Source organism: Magnetofaba australis IT-1, from assembly GCF_002109495.1.
Lineage (GTDB): Bacteria > Pseudomonadota > Magnetococcia > Magnetococcales > Magnetococcaceae > Magnetofaba > Magnetofaba australis.
On sequence record NZ_LVJN01000015.1, the window covers coordinates 99,895 to 113,782 of the forward strand.

Below are 13,888 nucleotides of genomic sequence, written 5' to 3' on the forward strand. Positions count from 1 at the left end.
CGTGCGGCCAACGTCACTTGTCAGGGTAGCGCACGGTCACCGTGGTGGTGATGCCGCCGCGCACTTTGAACGCCCCTTCCACCGTCATCTGACGCGGCGACGTGGCCGCCACCAGATCGTTGAGAATCTGGTTGGTCACCTTCTCATGGAAAGCGCCGCGATCGCGGTAGCTCCACAGGTAGAGCTTCAGAGACTTCAATTCCACACAGGTCTGGTCCGGGGTGTAGATGATGCGGATGTCGGCAAAATCGGGCTGGCCGGTTTTGGGGCAGACGCAGGTGAACTCCGGGCACTGCATGTCGATCTCATAGTCCCGTTCGGGATTGGGATTGGGGAAGGTCTCCAGCAGGGCGGCTTGATTCTCCACCGAGGCGGGGCTGGTCATGGCGACGACTCTCTCTTTAACAGGGGGAAACGGGGGTGTGTCAGCCACTCTCTTTACCTTCCGCAGCGGGCGTTTGTCAAAGGCGGTGGGGCGGTTGGGGGTTTGTCCGGCTAAATTACGCAAAAAATCGTAAAAACTATTCGGCAAACTGATTGACATACACAAAAATCAGTGGATAATCAGACGCTGAAAAAACAGCAGGGGAGGAATCCGTTGGGATTCTGGCGCAATAGACGCATCGTGGTGGGGGTTTGCGGCGGCATCGCCGCGTATAAGACGTTGGATCTGATCCGCCGTCTGCGCGATGCGGGCGCGACCATCAGCGCGGTGGTGGCCACACACAGCGCGCTGGAGTTTGTGACGCCGCTGACCCTGGGCGCGCTGGCCGAAGCGCCGGTGCACACGGAGTTGATGTCGCTCACCCAAGAGCGCGAGATGGGACATATTCGATTGGCCCGCGAGGCCGATCTGGTGGTTGTGGCGCCGATCACGGCGCATACGCTGGCGCGGCTGGCGAATGGATTGGCTGACGATCTGCTGACCGCCATGCTGCTGGCGCGGCGTGGGCCGACGCTGCTGGCGCCCGCTATGAACGCGGGCATGTGGGAGAATCCGGCCACCCAGCGCAACGTGGCGCAGGTGGTGGCCGATGGCTATCTGCTGGCGGGGCCGACCAGCGGCGCGTTGGCGTGTGGCGAGAGCGGCGTGGGGCGCATGGCCGAGCCGCTGGATATTCTCGAGGCGGCGCGCCGGGCGTTGAGCGACAAGCCCCTGGCTGGACGACGGATTCTGATTACCGCCGGGCCCACCCGCGAGGCGGTGGATCCGGTGCGCTATGTGAGCAATCACTCTTCCGGGCGTATGGGTTTCGCCATCGCCCAGGCGGCGCTGCGCTTGGGCGCCGAAGCGGAGTTGGTGCATGGTCCGGTGAGTCTGCCGCCGGTGCTGGGGGCGCAGATGACGGCGGTGACCTGCGCCGAGAAGATGCAGGCGGCGTGTCTGGCGCTGTGGCCGCGCTGCGATGCGGCGGTGATGACGGCGGCGGTGGCGGATTTCCGTCCTGAGTCGGCGCCGACGTCGAAGATTAAGAAACAGCCGGGGCAGGAACGCATGACCCTGGAACTGACGCGCAACCCGGATATCCTCGCCGCCGTCTGCGCTGCGCGCCGCCCAGGCCAGGTGGTGATGGGGTTTGCCGCTGAGACCGACGATCTGTTGGCCAATGCGCAGGCCAAGTTGGCGCGCAAAGGGTGTGACCTACTGGCGGCCAACGATGTGTCGGATACGCGCATCGGCTTTGGCTCCGAGCGTAACCGCATTACGCTGTTGGCGCCGGGAGCCGAGCCGCAGGCTTGGCCGGAGATGGACAAGGAGACGTTGGCCGAGAAGCTGTTGCTGGCTCTGGCGCAGCGTTGGGACGCCGCATAACGCGTTGAGGGTTTGGGAAGGCCTATTTCGCCCTCCCTGTTTGTGTGATTTGAGCAACCAATAGGACTGGAAAAGGGGAGTTCCCATGCCGCTTTCGGTTACCCGCGTCAGTGTTGCGTTTTCGGCAATGCCGCATGGTCAGGATCTGGAGCCGCCCGCCTATGCGAGCAAATTCGCCGCCGGCATGGATCTGCGCGCGGCGGTGTCGGACTCGGTCAAACTGTTCCCTGGCGAGCGCAAGCTGATCCCGACCGGCTTCGCCATGCAGATGGAGCCCGGCTATGAGGCGCAGATTCGTCCGCGCTCGGGGCTGGCGCTCAAGCACGGGGTGACTGTGTTGAATGCGCCGGGCACGGTGGATGCGGACTATCGCGGCGAAGTGGGCGTGCTGCTGATCAATCTGGGCGATCAGCCGTTTACCATCGAGCGCGGCGATCGCATTGCGCAGATGGTGATTTCGCCCATGTGTCAGGCGCGTTGGGAGATTGTGCCGACGCTGGAGAGCAGCGGTCGCGGTCGCGGCGGCTACGGCCATACCGGGGTGCGGTAGGGTTTCTTGAGTTTAGCATTCAGTTAGGTTTTCCATAGCGGCATGCAAGCGGGGGCGTGGCCCGATTGCATGGCGACGGGTCGGTCGGCTGCGTTGGACGCAGGCGCTGACGAAAAGCGGTAAGGCGTTGGACGCGCGGGGATGATCGGGGCGGATCGCCCACAAGTGCGTCTTTCAGGAGAGAAGCGGTGTTGAAGTTCTCCAAGAAATTGCTGTACGCCATCGAAGCGGTGGTGGATATCGCCTATAACTCCGGTGGCGAGCCGGTGCAGATTCGCGAGGTGACCAGCCGTCAGGGGGTGCCCCAGCGCTATCTGGAGCAGGTGATGCAGCGTCTGGTGAAAGCGGGCATCCTCAAGGGGATTCGCGGCCCGCGCGGCGGCTATCTGCTGGCGCGCGAGCGCGCCAAGATCACCGTGGGCGATATCGCCCGCGTGGCCATGGAGGTGGGCGATGGCGAGGAGTCCGGGTTGCCCTCGGATGTGGCCACCGGCCCCATCGGTCAGGCGGTGATTCGCCCGTTGTGGACCGAATTCCAGGAGCAGATCCTGGTGATGATGGATGAGATCACGGTGGAGGAGTTGACCACCCGGGCGTTCCGTAACGGCGTGCCCAGCGAGGTCTACAACCGCATCACCTACACCATTTAATTCGCGCGCATTGGCTTATGTCCGCGTTCATTGCGCAGCAGAGCGATTCGCTCGCCTATGACGCCGTTCTGATCGGCGCGGGCGGGTTGGGCTCGGCCACGGCGCAGGCGCTGCAGCGCATGGCGGTGGATGCGCGCGTGCTGATTGTGGATGACGACGATATCGAGCGCTCCAATCTGCCGCGGCAGACCGCCTACCGCAGCGGCGATGTGGGCGCAGGCAAGGCCGAGACGCTGGCGCAGCGCGTCAGTGGCGGGACGTTGCGCGCGCAGGCGGCGCGCATCCGTCTGAGCGATGTTGAACAGATACGACAGTGGGCGCGCGGGGCGCGTCTGCTCATAGATGGATCCGATAATTTTACCACCCGTTTTGCCGCCAATGACGCCGCTGTGGCGCTGGGGATTCCCCTCGTTCATGGCGCGGTGGTGGGGTGGATGGGGCAGGTGATGCGCATCACGCCGGGGCGCAGCGCCTGTTTGCGCTGTCTGTTTGGCGGCCCGCCCAGTGACGAGGGCCCCACCTGCGCCGGCGCCGGGGTGATGGGGCCGGCGGTGGCGGAGATCGGTTGGCTGATGGCCATTGAGGCGTACAAGGCGCTCAGTGGGCAGGGCCAGGCGGTGGAGAACGGTCTGTTGACCATCAACATGCTATCCGGCAAACGGCGCATTGCGCCAGCGCCGCGCCGTGGCGACTGTCCCGGTTGTGGCGTAAGCGGAACCATTTGAAGGGGCGCAACCCATATGAGCGGCAGAATCTACGATAACATCACCGAGACCATCGGCCATACGCCGCTGGTGCGTCTGCACCGCATCGCCGAGGGCCTGAATGTGGAGATTCTGGCCAAACTGGAGTATTTCAACCCCATGAGTTCGGTCAAGGACCGCATCGGTCTGGCGATGATCGAAGAGGCCGAAGAGGCGGGGTTGATCGATCGCGATACCCTCATTGTGGAGCCCACCTCGGGCAACACTGGCATTGCGCTGGCCTTTGTGGCGGCGCAACGCGGCTATCAGTTGATCCTTACCATGCCGGAATCCATGTCCATTGAACGGCAGAAGCTGTTTGCTCTGCTGGGCGCGCAGGTGGTGCTGACGCCCGCTCTCGACGGCATGAAGGGCGCTATCGACAAGGCCCATGAGATCGTCAAAAGCGCGCCCAAGGCCTACATGCCCAATCAGTTCGACAACGACTCCAACCCCCGCGCCCATGAGAAGACCACCGCCGAGGAGATCTGGGCCGACACCGAGGGCAAGATGGACGCTCTGGTGTGCGGCGTGGGCACCGGCGGATCGCTCACCGGCATCGGTCGGGTGCTTAAGCAGCGCAACAAGGATATCCGCATCGTCGCGGTGGAGCCGGAGGAGTCGCCGGTGCTCTCTGGCGGCATGCCCGGACCGCACAAGATTCAGGGCATCGGCGCCGGGTTCATCCCCCGTGTGATGGATCGCGATCTGGTCGACGATGTGGTGCGGGTGGGCAATGAGTGCGCGTTTGAGATCGCCCGCCGCATGGCGCGGGAAGAGGGCATCGCCTGTGGCATCTCTTCGGGCGCGGCGGTGCGCGCGGCCCTGGAGTTGGGCAAGCGTCCCGAGTATGCGGGCAAGCGCGTGGTGGTGATTCTGCCCAGTTTTGCCGAGCGCTATCTCTCCACCGAACTGTTTGGCGGTTTGTGATTGTCCGCCATGTTGGACGCGGCGCGCATTGATCGCTACAGTCGCCAGATTCTTCTCAAAGAGGTGGGCGGCGGCGGTCAGGAGCGTCTGCTGACGGCGCGGGTGGCCATTTATGGCGGCGGCGTGGCTGGACATGAGGCGGCAACGGCGCTGTTGGCTGCGGGGGTGGGCGCGGTGGCGCTGACGCCGGCGCCCGGCGCGACCCACTGGGATCTGGCGATGCTCAATGGCGTCAATGAGGATGCCCGCGCCACCTTGCATGCCGATGGTGAGCAGGCGGCGGACCTGCTGCTGGTTTGTGGCGTGAGTCTGGCCGAACTGTGCGCTTGGGATCGTCAGGAGGCGGGACGCTCGCGCTGGCGTTTTGCCAGCTTGGGTTGTGGTGTGCTGTTAGGGCGTAACGGTGAAATGGCGCCAGAGCCGTTGTATGACGCCGCTCTGCGCGCAACGCCGCTGGCGCCCACTTGGGAGCGCGCCGCCGCCGGGACGCTGGGCGCGGTGATCGCCACCGAGGCGTGCAAGGCGCTATTGGGCGTAGGCGAGCCGCTGTTGGGGGCGCGGCAGTTCGACCCGGCCAGCGGCGTGTGGATGAATCTGACTGCCTGATAGCGTTGCGAATTCAAAACTGCACAGAACGGCCAATGTTTGCGTGACGTCGGCGCCGCGAGTGCTGACTATTGGCCGCCGACAGGTCGGCGGCGGGGTCTGGGGTCTGCGACCCCAGCGGGGCGTGGGGCGGCGCCCCACGGTTTGGCTTTTGACCTTTGGGAGCTCGAGGGCAAAGCCCTCGATATCTTATAGCGCCCCACTTTTCACTTCAAAAACCTAACGATTCCAAGCGGAACGCTCTTTCTGTCGTTTCTCTGTAGGTACGCTTCTGAGATCCCCATGTCCGACGACGCCTTTCTCGATATCACCGCCGACCACTGCCCCATGACTTTCGTTAAGGTGAAGCTCAAACTGGAGAGTCTGCCGCCGGGCAGTGTCCTGCAGGTGCGTCTGAGCGATGGCGAGCCGTTGCACAATGTGCCGCGTTCTCTGCTGGAGCAGGGCTTTGAGTTGGTCAGCCCGCCTGCGGAGGATGGGACGGGGGCTTATCTCCTCAGCGCTCGTCGGGCGTAGTTAGGGCCTGTTAACACTCCCCGTCTTTTCGCCCCTGGCGTCGTTGAAATACGATTCGAAATGCTCACGTACTTGATGTACGCTCCGCTTTCTCATCGAATTTCGCCTAGCCAGGAACGAAAATCCGGGTAGTGTTAACAGGCCCTAGAGACCCAGTGGACGATAGGTCAGCGTCAGGCGATGTCTTCCCGCCGGGATCGCCGCGCCGGTGAAGAGGTGATCCACCGGGAACAGCGCCACCGGAGCTCCGTCCAGTCGACCGCGCCAACCCGGATGAAACGCTTGCGCCGCCAGTAGAATCCCCGCGCCGCTAAACTCCAGATCCAGCTCGATTCTATTCGGCGAATAGCGCAACACCGTGACGTTCGCCACAGCTCCTGATTCCAGCTTGAGGTCGGCGGGGGCGTCCCCGGCTTTGAGCAGCGCCACCTCCTGCAACATCTTCTCCGGGGCATGCCCCAGCGCCGTCAAGACATTCTCCTGAGTTGCATATGTCCGCTGCGCAAACACCCCGCGAAAACGCGGTTGGAAGGTATCCAGCGCATAGATGTAGAGCGTTTCCAGGCGAGGAAGATCGAAATCCAGTAACCGATTGGCAAGCCACGCGCGTCCCGGCGTGGGCGGTTGCAGATAGGGCGTGGTCTCCCGCAGTTGCAAGTGGGGATCGCTGAGCGGATAGCGCGACAGCACATAACGCACATTGCCCAATCCCAATAGGATGGCGTTGGCGCTGTGGGCCAGCGCATAAGGCTTGAGCGGTTGGAAAGAGGCGCGGCGCCACAGGGCGTCCAATCCCATGATGGGGTAGAGATAGCTCTTATGGACGCCATGTATAAAGTCAGCCTGGGGTGAATTCAACGCGCGAGTGGTCTGCGCCCAGTAGTCGTTGAAGCGCGCCGTGTGCATCGCCGAGTAGCCGCCAAAGGTCTCCATCCCCAGGCTGTTGACGAAGGCCGGGTGCAGCAGCAGGGGGAAGGCCTCCACCCGATAGGGTTGGCGCGCCTGGGCGTTGGCGGCGTCGAAGAAACGGCGCAGGCTGGGGTTGTCCAGAATCTCCTGCATGGTCCCATAAGCGGCGCTCTGCTTGAACTCTTTGATGGCGTACCGTTCGGCCCCGCCCCACAGGGCAACCAGCGCCAGGGCGGCGACAAAGCCCCGCCGCGCCCAGGCCAATCGGGTCACGCCGCGCGCTTCAGGCGGGTCGTCCAGCGCCCGCGACAGATGGCGTCCCGCCACCACAATCAGCGCCAGATTGAACGGGAACAGAAAGCGCAAAAAGCGAAACGCCGAGAGCGCATGGAGCGGGAACAGATAGAGAACCAGAGCGCTGAACAGCAGCGGCGCAACCACCAGAAACAGGAACACGCTATCCATGACGGGACGGCGCAAACGGCGCCAGCCGCGCATACGATAAGCCCCGCCCGCCATGCCCGCCAGCATGCCGCCGGTGAGCAGCGCGCCAAAAGTCGTCAGCGCCTCCTGCGACAGCAGAGGGCGCGATTTGACCGCAAAGCGCGGCAACTCCTGAATAAAGGAGAGGGTGTTCCAGTAGCCGAATTTCAGGTTGCTGATGAGCGCCGCGATGAGGGCGGACCACTGGTTCTGCGCCATGTGGCCCAGTAGCGAAATCGTCTCTCCCTGCGCTTCATGGGCGGCGCGTGATGACAGCGGTAGGTTGTTCAGTAGAGAGATCAGATGCGGCAGCATGGGCAGAACGCTGGCGCCGCAGAAAAGCGCAAATACCGTGATGGCGTGACGGTGATATTGGCGCTCGAACACAAACAGGTAGAGCAGTAGGAACCAGTAGCCGGGGACCAGCGTGGTGGTGGGACTGACAAACAGCGCGCCGAAAACCAGCCCGCCAAGGAGACTCAATAGCGCTGCGCGGCGTGTGGAGACCGCTCCGTCAGCCAAGCGTTCGGAGAGTGCGGCCAGCAACCCCGCCGCCGCCGGCAGCACGGCGAAGAAATCGTTGTAGTAGAGATTATTCAGACCCGAGACGAGCACCCCATAAGCGCCCGCCAGCCCTATCGCCAACAGCGGCTCGCAGCGGATGCGGCGGCGCAGCAGCAGATAGGCGAAGCCCATGGCGGACAATAGATAGAGCAGCTCATGCAGGGGGTAGGCGAAGGTCGTGGGCAGGGCGGCGAATAGCAGATCCGCCAGATTGAGGGAGCCCTCCTGCGCCAACTGATCCGACCCAGCCATTTTGACGCCGTGCCAAAGGGGGATCTCCCCATGCGCCAACAGGGCTCCTTTCCAGACATGGTAGGGAATATTGCTGTCTGCGGCGTCACCCAAGGGAATGGCCGACTGTGGCCAAAACAGCCAGTAAGGGGCGCTAACGACCAGCGCGCAGCCGAGCAGGATAAACACAATGCGCATAGGGAGCGCTCTCTGTTGGTCAAGCAGGCGCACACGCTGCGCTTGACGCCAATATCAATGGGGTTTAACGTGGCCTCGTGCGTTGGCGCAAACCGCAATCATCGCGCGCCACGCCGGGGCGGAAAAGCGCATTTTCAATGGGTTTGCGCATCATGAATGGCTTGAAGTTTGTATCGCGCCACGGCGCCGACGACAATGCTGTTTTCTGAACATCACCCCACCCATCTTGATGGATGTCGCCGCTTGTTTCTCTTCCTGCGCACCATTCGCCAAAACACTATTTGGAGATAACTGATGAACCTGGTCAATAGCGTCCTGTTTGATGGCGCCTTCGATGACGCGGTCAGCGCCGCGCGTGAAGCGCTTGCCGCCAATGGCTTTGGCGTCCTCACCGAAATCGATGTCGGCGCCACGTTGAAAAAGAAGCTCGATGTGGAGCATCCGGCGACGCTGATCCTCGGCGCCTGTAACCCGCCGTTGGCGCATCGCGCCTTGGTGGCCGAACCTGATGTGGCGGCGGTGCTGCCGTGTAACGTGGTGGTGCGGCAGTTGGCGTCGGGTCAAATTGAAGTCGCCGCCATGGACCCACAGATCATGGCGCAGATGGTCGATAACGACGAGATCAATGCGGTGGCCAAAGAGGTGGACGCGCGCATGCAGAAGGTGCTTGCCGCCATCCAAGGCGCGCAATAAGGTCATGCGCCGGGGCTTGCACAAGGCCCCGGCGTTGCTCTTCCATCGTCCTGCCCCGCCCACAACAGCGTCGTTCTGGCGCGTGGCCTCCTCAGGCAGAGCAACCCGTCAATAAATTGCGTCAAGGATTGGCCATCTCCAGGGGGCGCTGCGTTGTAACCTCCGCAATGCCCGTTAGAGCGGGGTGCGCCAATCGGCATCAACTTCCGCGTCAATATCCAGCAGCAACTCCTGATCCCAGGACTCCCACTGCGCCGCCAGTTGCAGCAGCGCAAAGCGCGCAGCGTAGGCGCTCTCAAAGCGGCGTAACAGCGGCGTTTGAGTGGTGTCGCTCAGCAGCGCCGCCCAGCCGCCGCTGGATAGGGGTTGAATGTGCCCGATCATGCGCCCGTCGTGCATAACGGCTTGGCGCTGCGGGTGAAGCGGGTCCAAATTGGCGAATGCTGGGGGGTGTGTGCTCATCGCGGCGACCTCAAAGACAGAAATATATGTTCAGCCTGATGTCGCGACAGCGCGGAAACGCGCCGCCGTCGCTGTTGCTGGATGTTTTGCTGCTTCCTTACCGTTGCAATAATTGTGCAATAAAAGCTTGTCGAGCCCAGGGCGTCAACCTACAAAAAAACCGCACACACTACGTAGTACGTTACGTTCGGTTGGTTTGGTTGGTTTAGGTTAGGTTAGGTTAGGTTCGGTTACGGTCGGTTACGGTACGGTACGGTACGGTACGGTACGGTACGGTACGTACGTACCGTACGTTACGTACGTTACGTACGGTTCGGTACGGTTACGGTCGGTTACGGTTACCGTCGTTCGTTCGTTCGTCGTCGTCGTCGTCGTCGTCGTCGTACGTACGTCGTACGTACGTACGTCGGTACGGTCGACGGTACGACGACGACGACGACCGTCCGTACGTCGTCGTCGTCGGTCGTACGGTCGTCGTCGGTCGTACGTACGTCGTACGTACGTCGTACGTACGTAGTACGTACGTACGTACGTACGTACGTACGTACGAACCGTAACGTAACGTAACGTAACGAAACCGCACAAACATTGTGTGGTTTGCGGTTTTTTTGTGGTGTTGGGAGTATGCCGACGCGTTATTGGGAACAGGCGCGCCGATCTTCCCATTATTTGCTGGGCGTCCGGGACGGAGGTTTTACTCCTCGCTTTTGACGCTGCGCGGCTCCATGTAGCCAATGCCGCGAATGGGGTCCAGACGCAGCACCACCGGTCCTTGATGGGGGTGCAGCGCGTTGTAGACGATCAGGTCCTCATCGGCAAAACGCTCTTCCAACAATCCTGTTTCATAGAACGTTTTGACCAGGAGTTCGAAGTCGGACCGGCTCAGCTCAAGGCTCTTCATCAGAATGCTCCTTAGCGTTGGGGCGCGTCTTGAGAAGAACAGCAGATTCGACTCTATAACAAACGTAACGGCATTGGAAATGGGAAAAGCGATGTTACGTTTTCCCTCACCGCGTCGTCATGGTCATCTGGTCTGGGTGAAGCGTCGTGTGTGGACGCCTTTATGCGCCGCACGCCAGGGCGCTGTTGCGCCAAGCCCGCCACTGTTCGCTGGCGGCAATATGCTCCGTCCACGCGGTATAGCCGGACGCCCCCGGGTGCGCGCCATCCCAGGCCGCGACCTGTTGCCTCCATGTGGCGTCTTGCCCCAGCGTCACAAAACATGACAGGTAGGGGACGTTCAGCCGAGCGGCCAGCGCCGCATAGAGACGGTCTAGATCCGCCGTGCGCGCGGCGATGTCCGGCTCGGCGATGGGCGGCGGGCCGATCATCAACGTCGGCGCCAGGGCATGCGCTTGGCTCAGGATCTCCTCAGCGGCGGCCAGGGAGTCCTGCGGGGCGACGCGGACGCCTGCGCCATCGGCGGCGGGGCAGCAGTCGTTGACGCCAAAGCTCAGAAGCAGCGCCGCCTGTGGCCGCAATGCCGTGCGCGCGGCGTATTCGGCGCGCCAGCGCTGGCGGATATCCACGCTGGTATCTCCGCGCACGCCCAAATTATACAGGGTCAGATCGCGTTGAGCGTTACGCGATTGCGCCGCCAGCCGCCCCACCCAGCCCAACCCCTGCGGGTCGCCCACTGCGGCGACAAAACTGTCGCCAAACGCCAGCCATGCCATTGATCTCGCCTCCTGGAAACCGCCTTTGTCGCATCATAGCCGACCTGCGTGGCGGCTCCAATGCGCCACGCCTTGACCGCGCCCACTACGCGCCTCAACATCACTCTTTTGCCCTATTGATTTTTCGTCACGCCCGTCTCACTGGCGGAGCGATGGAAGAGATTGAAGGACGCGCAATGAGCCGAGCAGTGAAAACAGGGGGCTTGAACCCATATCGCGCTCTTGTTGGCGTGCGGCGTCGCAGTACGCCCTGGGTGAAGGTGTGCGCCGCGCTGTTGGCGATGTGGCTGGGCGGCTGCGCGGAGCCGGGATTGGCGCCGCCCAGCGAGGATGCGCCGTCGCCGCCGCCGCCGGAACCCATGCGTCTGATGCTGCTGCCGCTACAAGCCGAGCAGCCAAGTCCGGAGGATGAGCAGGCCGCCGAGATCGTGCGTCGGTTTGTGGCGGATCGCTCCATCAGCACGATGACGCTGACGCAGTCGCAGCCGCCTGATGCGCGACTCGATCCTTCCGCTTTGGGCGGTGCGCGATTGCTGGCGACATTGGGGGCGCAGAGCGCGTTGCAGTTGCGTATTGAGAATGTTGGCGGGATCAAAAAGGCGACCCTCTCCCTCTATGAGCCACCGGGTTTAACGCCGGTGTGGCGGCAGAGCGGGCGCTATGTGGCGCAGCGCGATATGAGCATCGTTCTGCGCGTGTTGTTGGACCGTCTCAATCGTCAGTTGGGGGATGCGGTCTGGGTGCAGTTGGCGTTCCCGGCGGGGTCACAGCCCATGGCGCGCGCCCAGGGCGAGGAGGATGCCGTCGAACAGGGCGGCGTGGGCGCGGCGCTGGGGCGGGTGGAGCATCTGAATGAGAGCGTGAATACGCTGCCGTTGCCCGCCTTTCTCAACGCCAAGTTGGCGGGTTCATTGCCGCCGCCGCAGAGCCCTGCGCCAGCGGCGAAAACTCCGCAGCAAGGCGTGCCGACGACGCAAGCGTCGGAGTCGGCGGCATCTTCCCCTGCCCACAGCGCAGAGCCTCCGGTGGACGCGGCGCCGCAGAATCTGGCGCAGATAGTGAGATATGAGGCGCAATTGGGTGCGTTCGCCTCCCCGGCTGGGGCTGAACGGATGGTGACGGCGCTGGGAAAGCTGGGGCTCAAGGGGCGCATCCGTCCGCGTGAGGATAGCCGCGGCAAAGTGTGGCAAGTGGTGTGGTGCGGACCCTACCGTCAAGCCCAAGAGGCGCATGTGGTGCGCAAGTTCGTCGCTGCGAAGTTGAAAGCGGAGGGCTATGTGCGGCGGATTAATGAGCCGACACTGCTACGTTTGCCGATTCAACCCCCCTTCGTTACGCCAGCCGCCGCCGCTATCAAGGGGAGCGCGCCATGATTCGCTTTGCTCTGCTAGCCCTGTTGGTTTGGCTGCTGTGGCGGTGGGGCGGCCAGCTCCTGAGCAAACAGCGCGTGCGCCGCGCCCAGCAGCGCGACGCGGCGGCGCGTGGCTCGGATCGACGCGCGCACCCGCTATGCGCTTGCGCCCAATGCGGCGTGATGATCCCCCTGGAGCGGGCGGTGGTGGATCAAGCCGGGCGCCCCTATTGCGGCTCCGCCTGTCGCGCTCGCGGGGCCAAGCGTACGGCGGCGCGGAAAAAGTAACCTGCCTGTGGCTATGCGCGTCGCGATCAAAACTCTGTGGAACGCATCCGTAACCTCATTTCGCGCTGTTGTTGTGTTGACGAAGTCTCCCCGTTCAGCGCGACCGCCGGGCTGTGAGTATAGGGCCGCCCGGCTCAGTTCTCGGGTGGGAACAAAAAACACCCAAATCCTCTCTTTTGGGGAGTTTTCTTCCAATAAAACGACGGATTGCGCTATCGTGGAGCAAAGTCTGCGAGTCGCTTATGCAGTTTGCCTGGCCGAGGGTGCGGCGATGCGTTAACTCAGCGCGCGCCTTCCCAGAACACGCTTCCAATGCACGGAGACGGCATGTTTTCAAGCCCATCGCGCAAAGTGCGGGTTGCCCTGTTGGGGCTGTGCATGGCGCTACTGCTGGCAAGCGCGGGCGCCCATGCGGCCCCAGTCGGCTTCTCGTTTGGCGTGGTGCCGCAGTTTGAGCCGCGCAAGCTGGCCAACATCTGGTTGCCGATTCTGCGACGTCTGGAAGCGCGCACAGGGTTTGCCTTTCACCTGGATGGCGCGGCGCGCATCCCGGAGTTTGAACAGGACTTCATGCGCGGCGACTTCGATTTCGCCTACATGAATCCCTATCACGCCTTGCTAGCGATCCGCGCCAACCAATACAAACCCTTGGCGCGGGATTATGCGCGCCAGTTGTATGGCGTGTTGGTGGTGAAAAAGGGCAGTCCCATTACGGAGTTGAGCCAACTCCAGGGCAAGAGGCTGGCGTTTCCCTCGCCCAATGCGTTGGGCGCTTCGCTGCTGATGCGCACGGAACTGATCCGTGAACACGGTTTGGATTTTAAGCCGATCTACGTCAAGACCCACTCTTCAGTCTATCTCCATGTATTGCTGGGTCGGGCTGATGCAGGGGGCGGCGTGATGAGTACGCTGCAGCGTCAAAAACCCCAGGTGCGCGACAACCTGCGCGTGCTGTATCGCACCCGCAGCGTCAACCCCCATCCCATCATGGCGCACAACCGCATCTCCGAGCCGGTGCGTCAAGCGGTGCAGCGCGCGTTGTTGGCCATGGGCGAAGATGAGAAGGACCGCAAACTGCTGTCGCGCGCGCCCATTTTGCAAATTGGTCCGGCAACTTTGTCCGACTACGCTCCGCTTGGCGACTGGGGGCTGGAATCCTTTTATGAACGCCCGTTCTGACTCGCATCCTGTGATGCGCGCCATGCGGGGGCGGGAGTGATCGCCG

At 62.7% G+C, this 13,888-nt stretch carries 16 protein-coding genes; 11 read left to right on the forward strand and 5 right to left on the reverse strand.

What is annotated here, in order from left to right; translation table 11 throughout:
• Positions 1–13: 13 nt before the first annotated feature.
• Positions 14–385, reverse strand: coding sequence for a preQ(1) synthase (gene queF, locus MAIT1_RS02740; RefSeq protein WP_085440521.1), 372 nt, complete (start codon positions 383–385; stop codon positions 14–16).
• A gap of 213 nt (positions 386–598) precedes the next feature.
• Between queF and coaBC the strand changes: the two genes are divergently transcribed.
• The 7 genes from coaBC (at position 599) to MAIT1_RS02775 (ending at position 5,808) form a co-directional block, all read left to right on the forward strand.
• A complete protein-coding gene (gene coaBC, locus MAIT1_RS02745) occupies positions 599–1,813 on the forward strand; it encodes a bifunctional phosphopantothenoylcysteine decarboxylase/phosphopantothenate--cysteine ligase CoaBC (protein WP_085440523.1) in 1,215 nt (404 codons plus the stop codon).
• A gap of 85 nt (positions 1,814–1,898) precedes the next feature.
• Positions 1,899–2,363, forward strand: coding sequence for a dUTP diphosphatase (gene dut / locus MAIT1_RS02750; protein WP_085440525.1), 465 nt, complete (start codon positions 1,899–1,901; stop codon positions 2,361–2,363).
• A 188-nt stretch (positions 2,364–2,551) separates the two neighbouring features.
• Complete coding sequence (locus tag MAIT1_RS02755) at positions 2,552–3,013, forward strand: RrF2 family transcriptional regulator (RefSeq protein ID WP_085440527.1); 462 nt, start codon at positions 2,552–2,554, stop codon at positions 3,011–3,013.
• Between the two features lie 17 nt (positions 3,014–3,030).
• A complete protein-coding gene (locus MAIT1_RS02760) occupies positions 3,031–3,738 on the forward strand; it encodes a HesA/MoeB/ThiF family protein (protein WP_085440528.1) in 708 nt (235 codons plus the stop codon).
• A gap of 15 nt (positions 3,739–3,753) precedes the next feature.
• Positions 3,754–4,686: a cysteine synthase A gene (gene cysK / locus MAIT1_RS02765; protein WP_085440530.1), complete on the forward strand. Its 933-nt coding sequence runs from the start codon at positions 3,754–3,756 to the stop codon at positions 4,684–4,686.
• A gap of 9 nt (positions 4,687–4,695) precedes the next feature.
• Complete coding sequence (locus MAIT1_RS02770; protein WP_143814615.1) at positions 4,696–5,292, forward strand: ThiF family adenylyltransferase; 597 nt, start codon at positions 4,696–4,698, stop codon at positions 5,290–5,292.
• A gap of 282 nt (positions 5,293–5,574) precedes the next feature.
• Positions 5,575–5,808, forward strand: coding sequence for a sulfurtransferase TusA family protein (locus MAIT1_RS02775; protein ID WP_085440534.1), 234 nt, complete (start codon positions 5,575–5,577; stop codon positions 5,806–5,808).
• Positions 5,809–5,952: 144 nt separating this feature from the next.
• On the opposite strand, the gene MAIT1_RS02780 is transcribed toward MAIT1_RS02775, so the two are convergent.
• On the reverse strand, positions 5,953–8,193 hold the full coding sequence (locus MAIT1_RS02780) for a DUF6044 family protein (protein WP_085440536.1): 2,241 nt from the start codon (positions 8,191–8,193) through the stop codon (positions 5,953–5,955).
• 294 nt (positions 8,194–8,487) lie between these two features.
• Between MAIT1_RS02780 and MAIT1_RS02785 the strand changes: the two genes are divergently transcribed.
• Positions 8,488–8,886, forward strand: a complete 399-nt coding sequence (locus MAIT1_RS02785; protein WP_085440537.1) for a DUF302 domain-containing protein — start codon at positions 8,488–8,490, stop codon at positions 8,884–8,886.
• A gap of 174 nt (positions 8,887–9,060) precedes the next feature.
• Here the strand turns inward: MAIT1_RS02785 and MAIT1_RS02790 are convergent, their stop codons facing one another.
• The 3 genes from MAIT1_RS02790 to MAIT1_RS02800 all read right to left on the reverse strand — a co-directional run bounded on the left by MAIT1_RS02790 (position 9,061) and on the right by MAIT1_RS02800 (position 11,024).
• Positions 9,061–9,348, reverse strand: a complete 288-nt coding sequence (locus MAIT1_RS02790; protein ID WP_085440539.1) for a hypothetical protein — start codon at positions 9,346–9,348, stop codon at positions 9,061–9,063.
• A 694-nt stretch (positions 9,349–10,042) separates the two neighbouring features.
• Positions 10,043–10,249 (reverse strand): hypothetical protein, encoded by a 207-nt coding sequence (locus MAIT1_RS02795; protein WP_085440541.1) that lies wholly within the window; start codon positions 10,247–10,249, stop codon positions 10,043–10,045.
• A gap of 160 nt (positions 10,250–10,409) precedes the next feature.
• A complete protein-coding gene (locus tag MAIT1_RS02800; RefSeq protein ID WP_085441208.1) occupies positions 10,410–11,024 on the reverse strand; it encodes a GDSL-type esterase/lipase family protein in 615 nt (204 codons plus the stop codon).
• A gap of 176 nt (positions 11,025–11,200) precedes the next feature.
• Here MAIT1_RS02800 and MAIT1_RS02805 point away from each other — a divergent pair, with 176 nt between their 5' ends.
• The 3 genes from MAIT1_RS02805 to MAIT1_RS02815 all read left to right on the forward strand — a co-directional run bounded on the left by MAIT1_RS02805 (position 11,201) and on the right by MAIT1_RS02815 (position 13,842).
• A complete protein-coding gene (locus tag MAIT1_RS02805; protein ID WP_158089272.1) occupies positions 11,201–12,397 on the forward strand; it encodes an SPOR domain-containing protein in 1,197 nt (398 codons plus the stop codon).
• Complete coding sequence (locus MAIT1_RS02810; RefSeq protein WP_085440545.1) at positions 12,394–12,663, forward strand: hypothetical protein; 270 nt, start codon at positions 12,394–12,396, stop codon at positions 12,661–12,663. The genes MAIT1_RS02805 and MAIT1_RS02810 overlap by 4 nt, the downstream gene beginning before the upstream one ends.
• A 327-nt stretch (positions 12,664–12,990) precedes the next feature.
• Entirely contained in the window at positions 12,991–13,842 is an 852-nt protein-coding gene (locus MAIT1_RS02815) for a phosphate/phosphite/phosphonate ABC transporter substrate-binding protein (RefSeq protein WP_085440547.1), read from the forward strand.
• Positions 13,843–13,888 lie beyond the last annotated feature (46 nt).

Coding starts and splice junctions, on each gene's coding strand:
- MAIT1_RS02795 (WP_085440541.1), bottom strand. CDS start 10,249: ATGAAGAGCCTTGAGCTGAGCCGGTCCGACTTCGAACTCCTGGTCAAA.
- queF (WP_085440521.1), bottom strand. CDS start 385: ATGACCAGCCCCGCCTCGGTGGAGAATCAAGCCGCCCTGCTGGAGACC.
- MAIT1_RS02775 (WP_085440534.1), top strand. CDS start 5,575: ATGTCCGACGACGCCTTTCTCGATATCACCGCCGACCACTGCCCCATG.
- MAIT1_RS02760 (WP_085440528.1), top strand. CDS start 3,031: ATGTCCGCGTTCATTGCGCAGCAGAGCGATTCGCTCGCCTATGACGCC.
- MAIT1_RS02770 (WP_143814615.1), top strand. CDS start 4,696: ATGTTGGACGCGGCGCGCATTGATCGCTACAGTCGCCAGATTCTTCTC.
- MAIT1_RS02785 (WP_085440537.1), top strand. CDS start 8,488: ATGAACCTGGTCAATAGCGTCCTGTTTGATGGCGCCTTCGATGACGCG.
- cysK (WP_085440530.1), top strand. CDS start 3,754: ATGAGCGGCAGAATCTACGATAACATCACCGAGACCATCGGCCATACG.
- MAIT1_RS02810 (WP_085440545.1), top strand. CDS start 12,394: ATGATTCGCTTTGCTCTGCTAGCCCTGTTGGTTTGGCTGCTGTGGCGG.
- dut (WP_085440525.1), top strand. CDS start 1,899: ATGCCGCTTTCGGTTACCCGCGTCAGTGTTGCGTTTTCGGCAATGCCG.
- MAIT1_RS02800 (WP_085441208.1), bottom strand. CDS start 11,024: ATGGCATGGCTGGCGTTTGGCGACAGTTTTGTCGCCGCAGTGGGCGAC.
- MAIT1_RS02815 (WP_085440547.1), top strand. CDS start 12,991: ATGTTTTCAAGCCCATCGCGCAAAGTGCGGGTTGCCCTGTTGGGGCTG.
- MAIT1_RS02805 (WP_158089272.1), top strand. CDS start 11,201: ATGAGCCGAGCAGTGAAAACAGGGGGCTTGAACCCATATCGCGCTCTT.
- MAIT1_RS02780 (WP_085440536.1), bottom strand. CDS start 8,193: ATGCGCATTGTGTTTATCCTGCTCGGCTGCGCGCTGGTCGTTAGCGCC.
- MAIT1_RS02790 (WP_085440539.1), bottom strand. CDS start 9,348: ATGAGCACACACCCCCCAGCATTCGCCAATTTGGACCCGCTTCACCCG.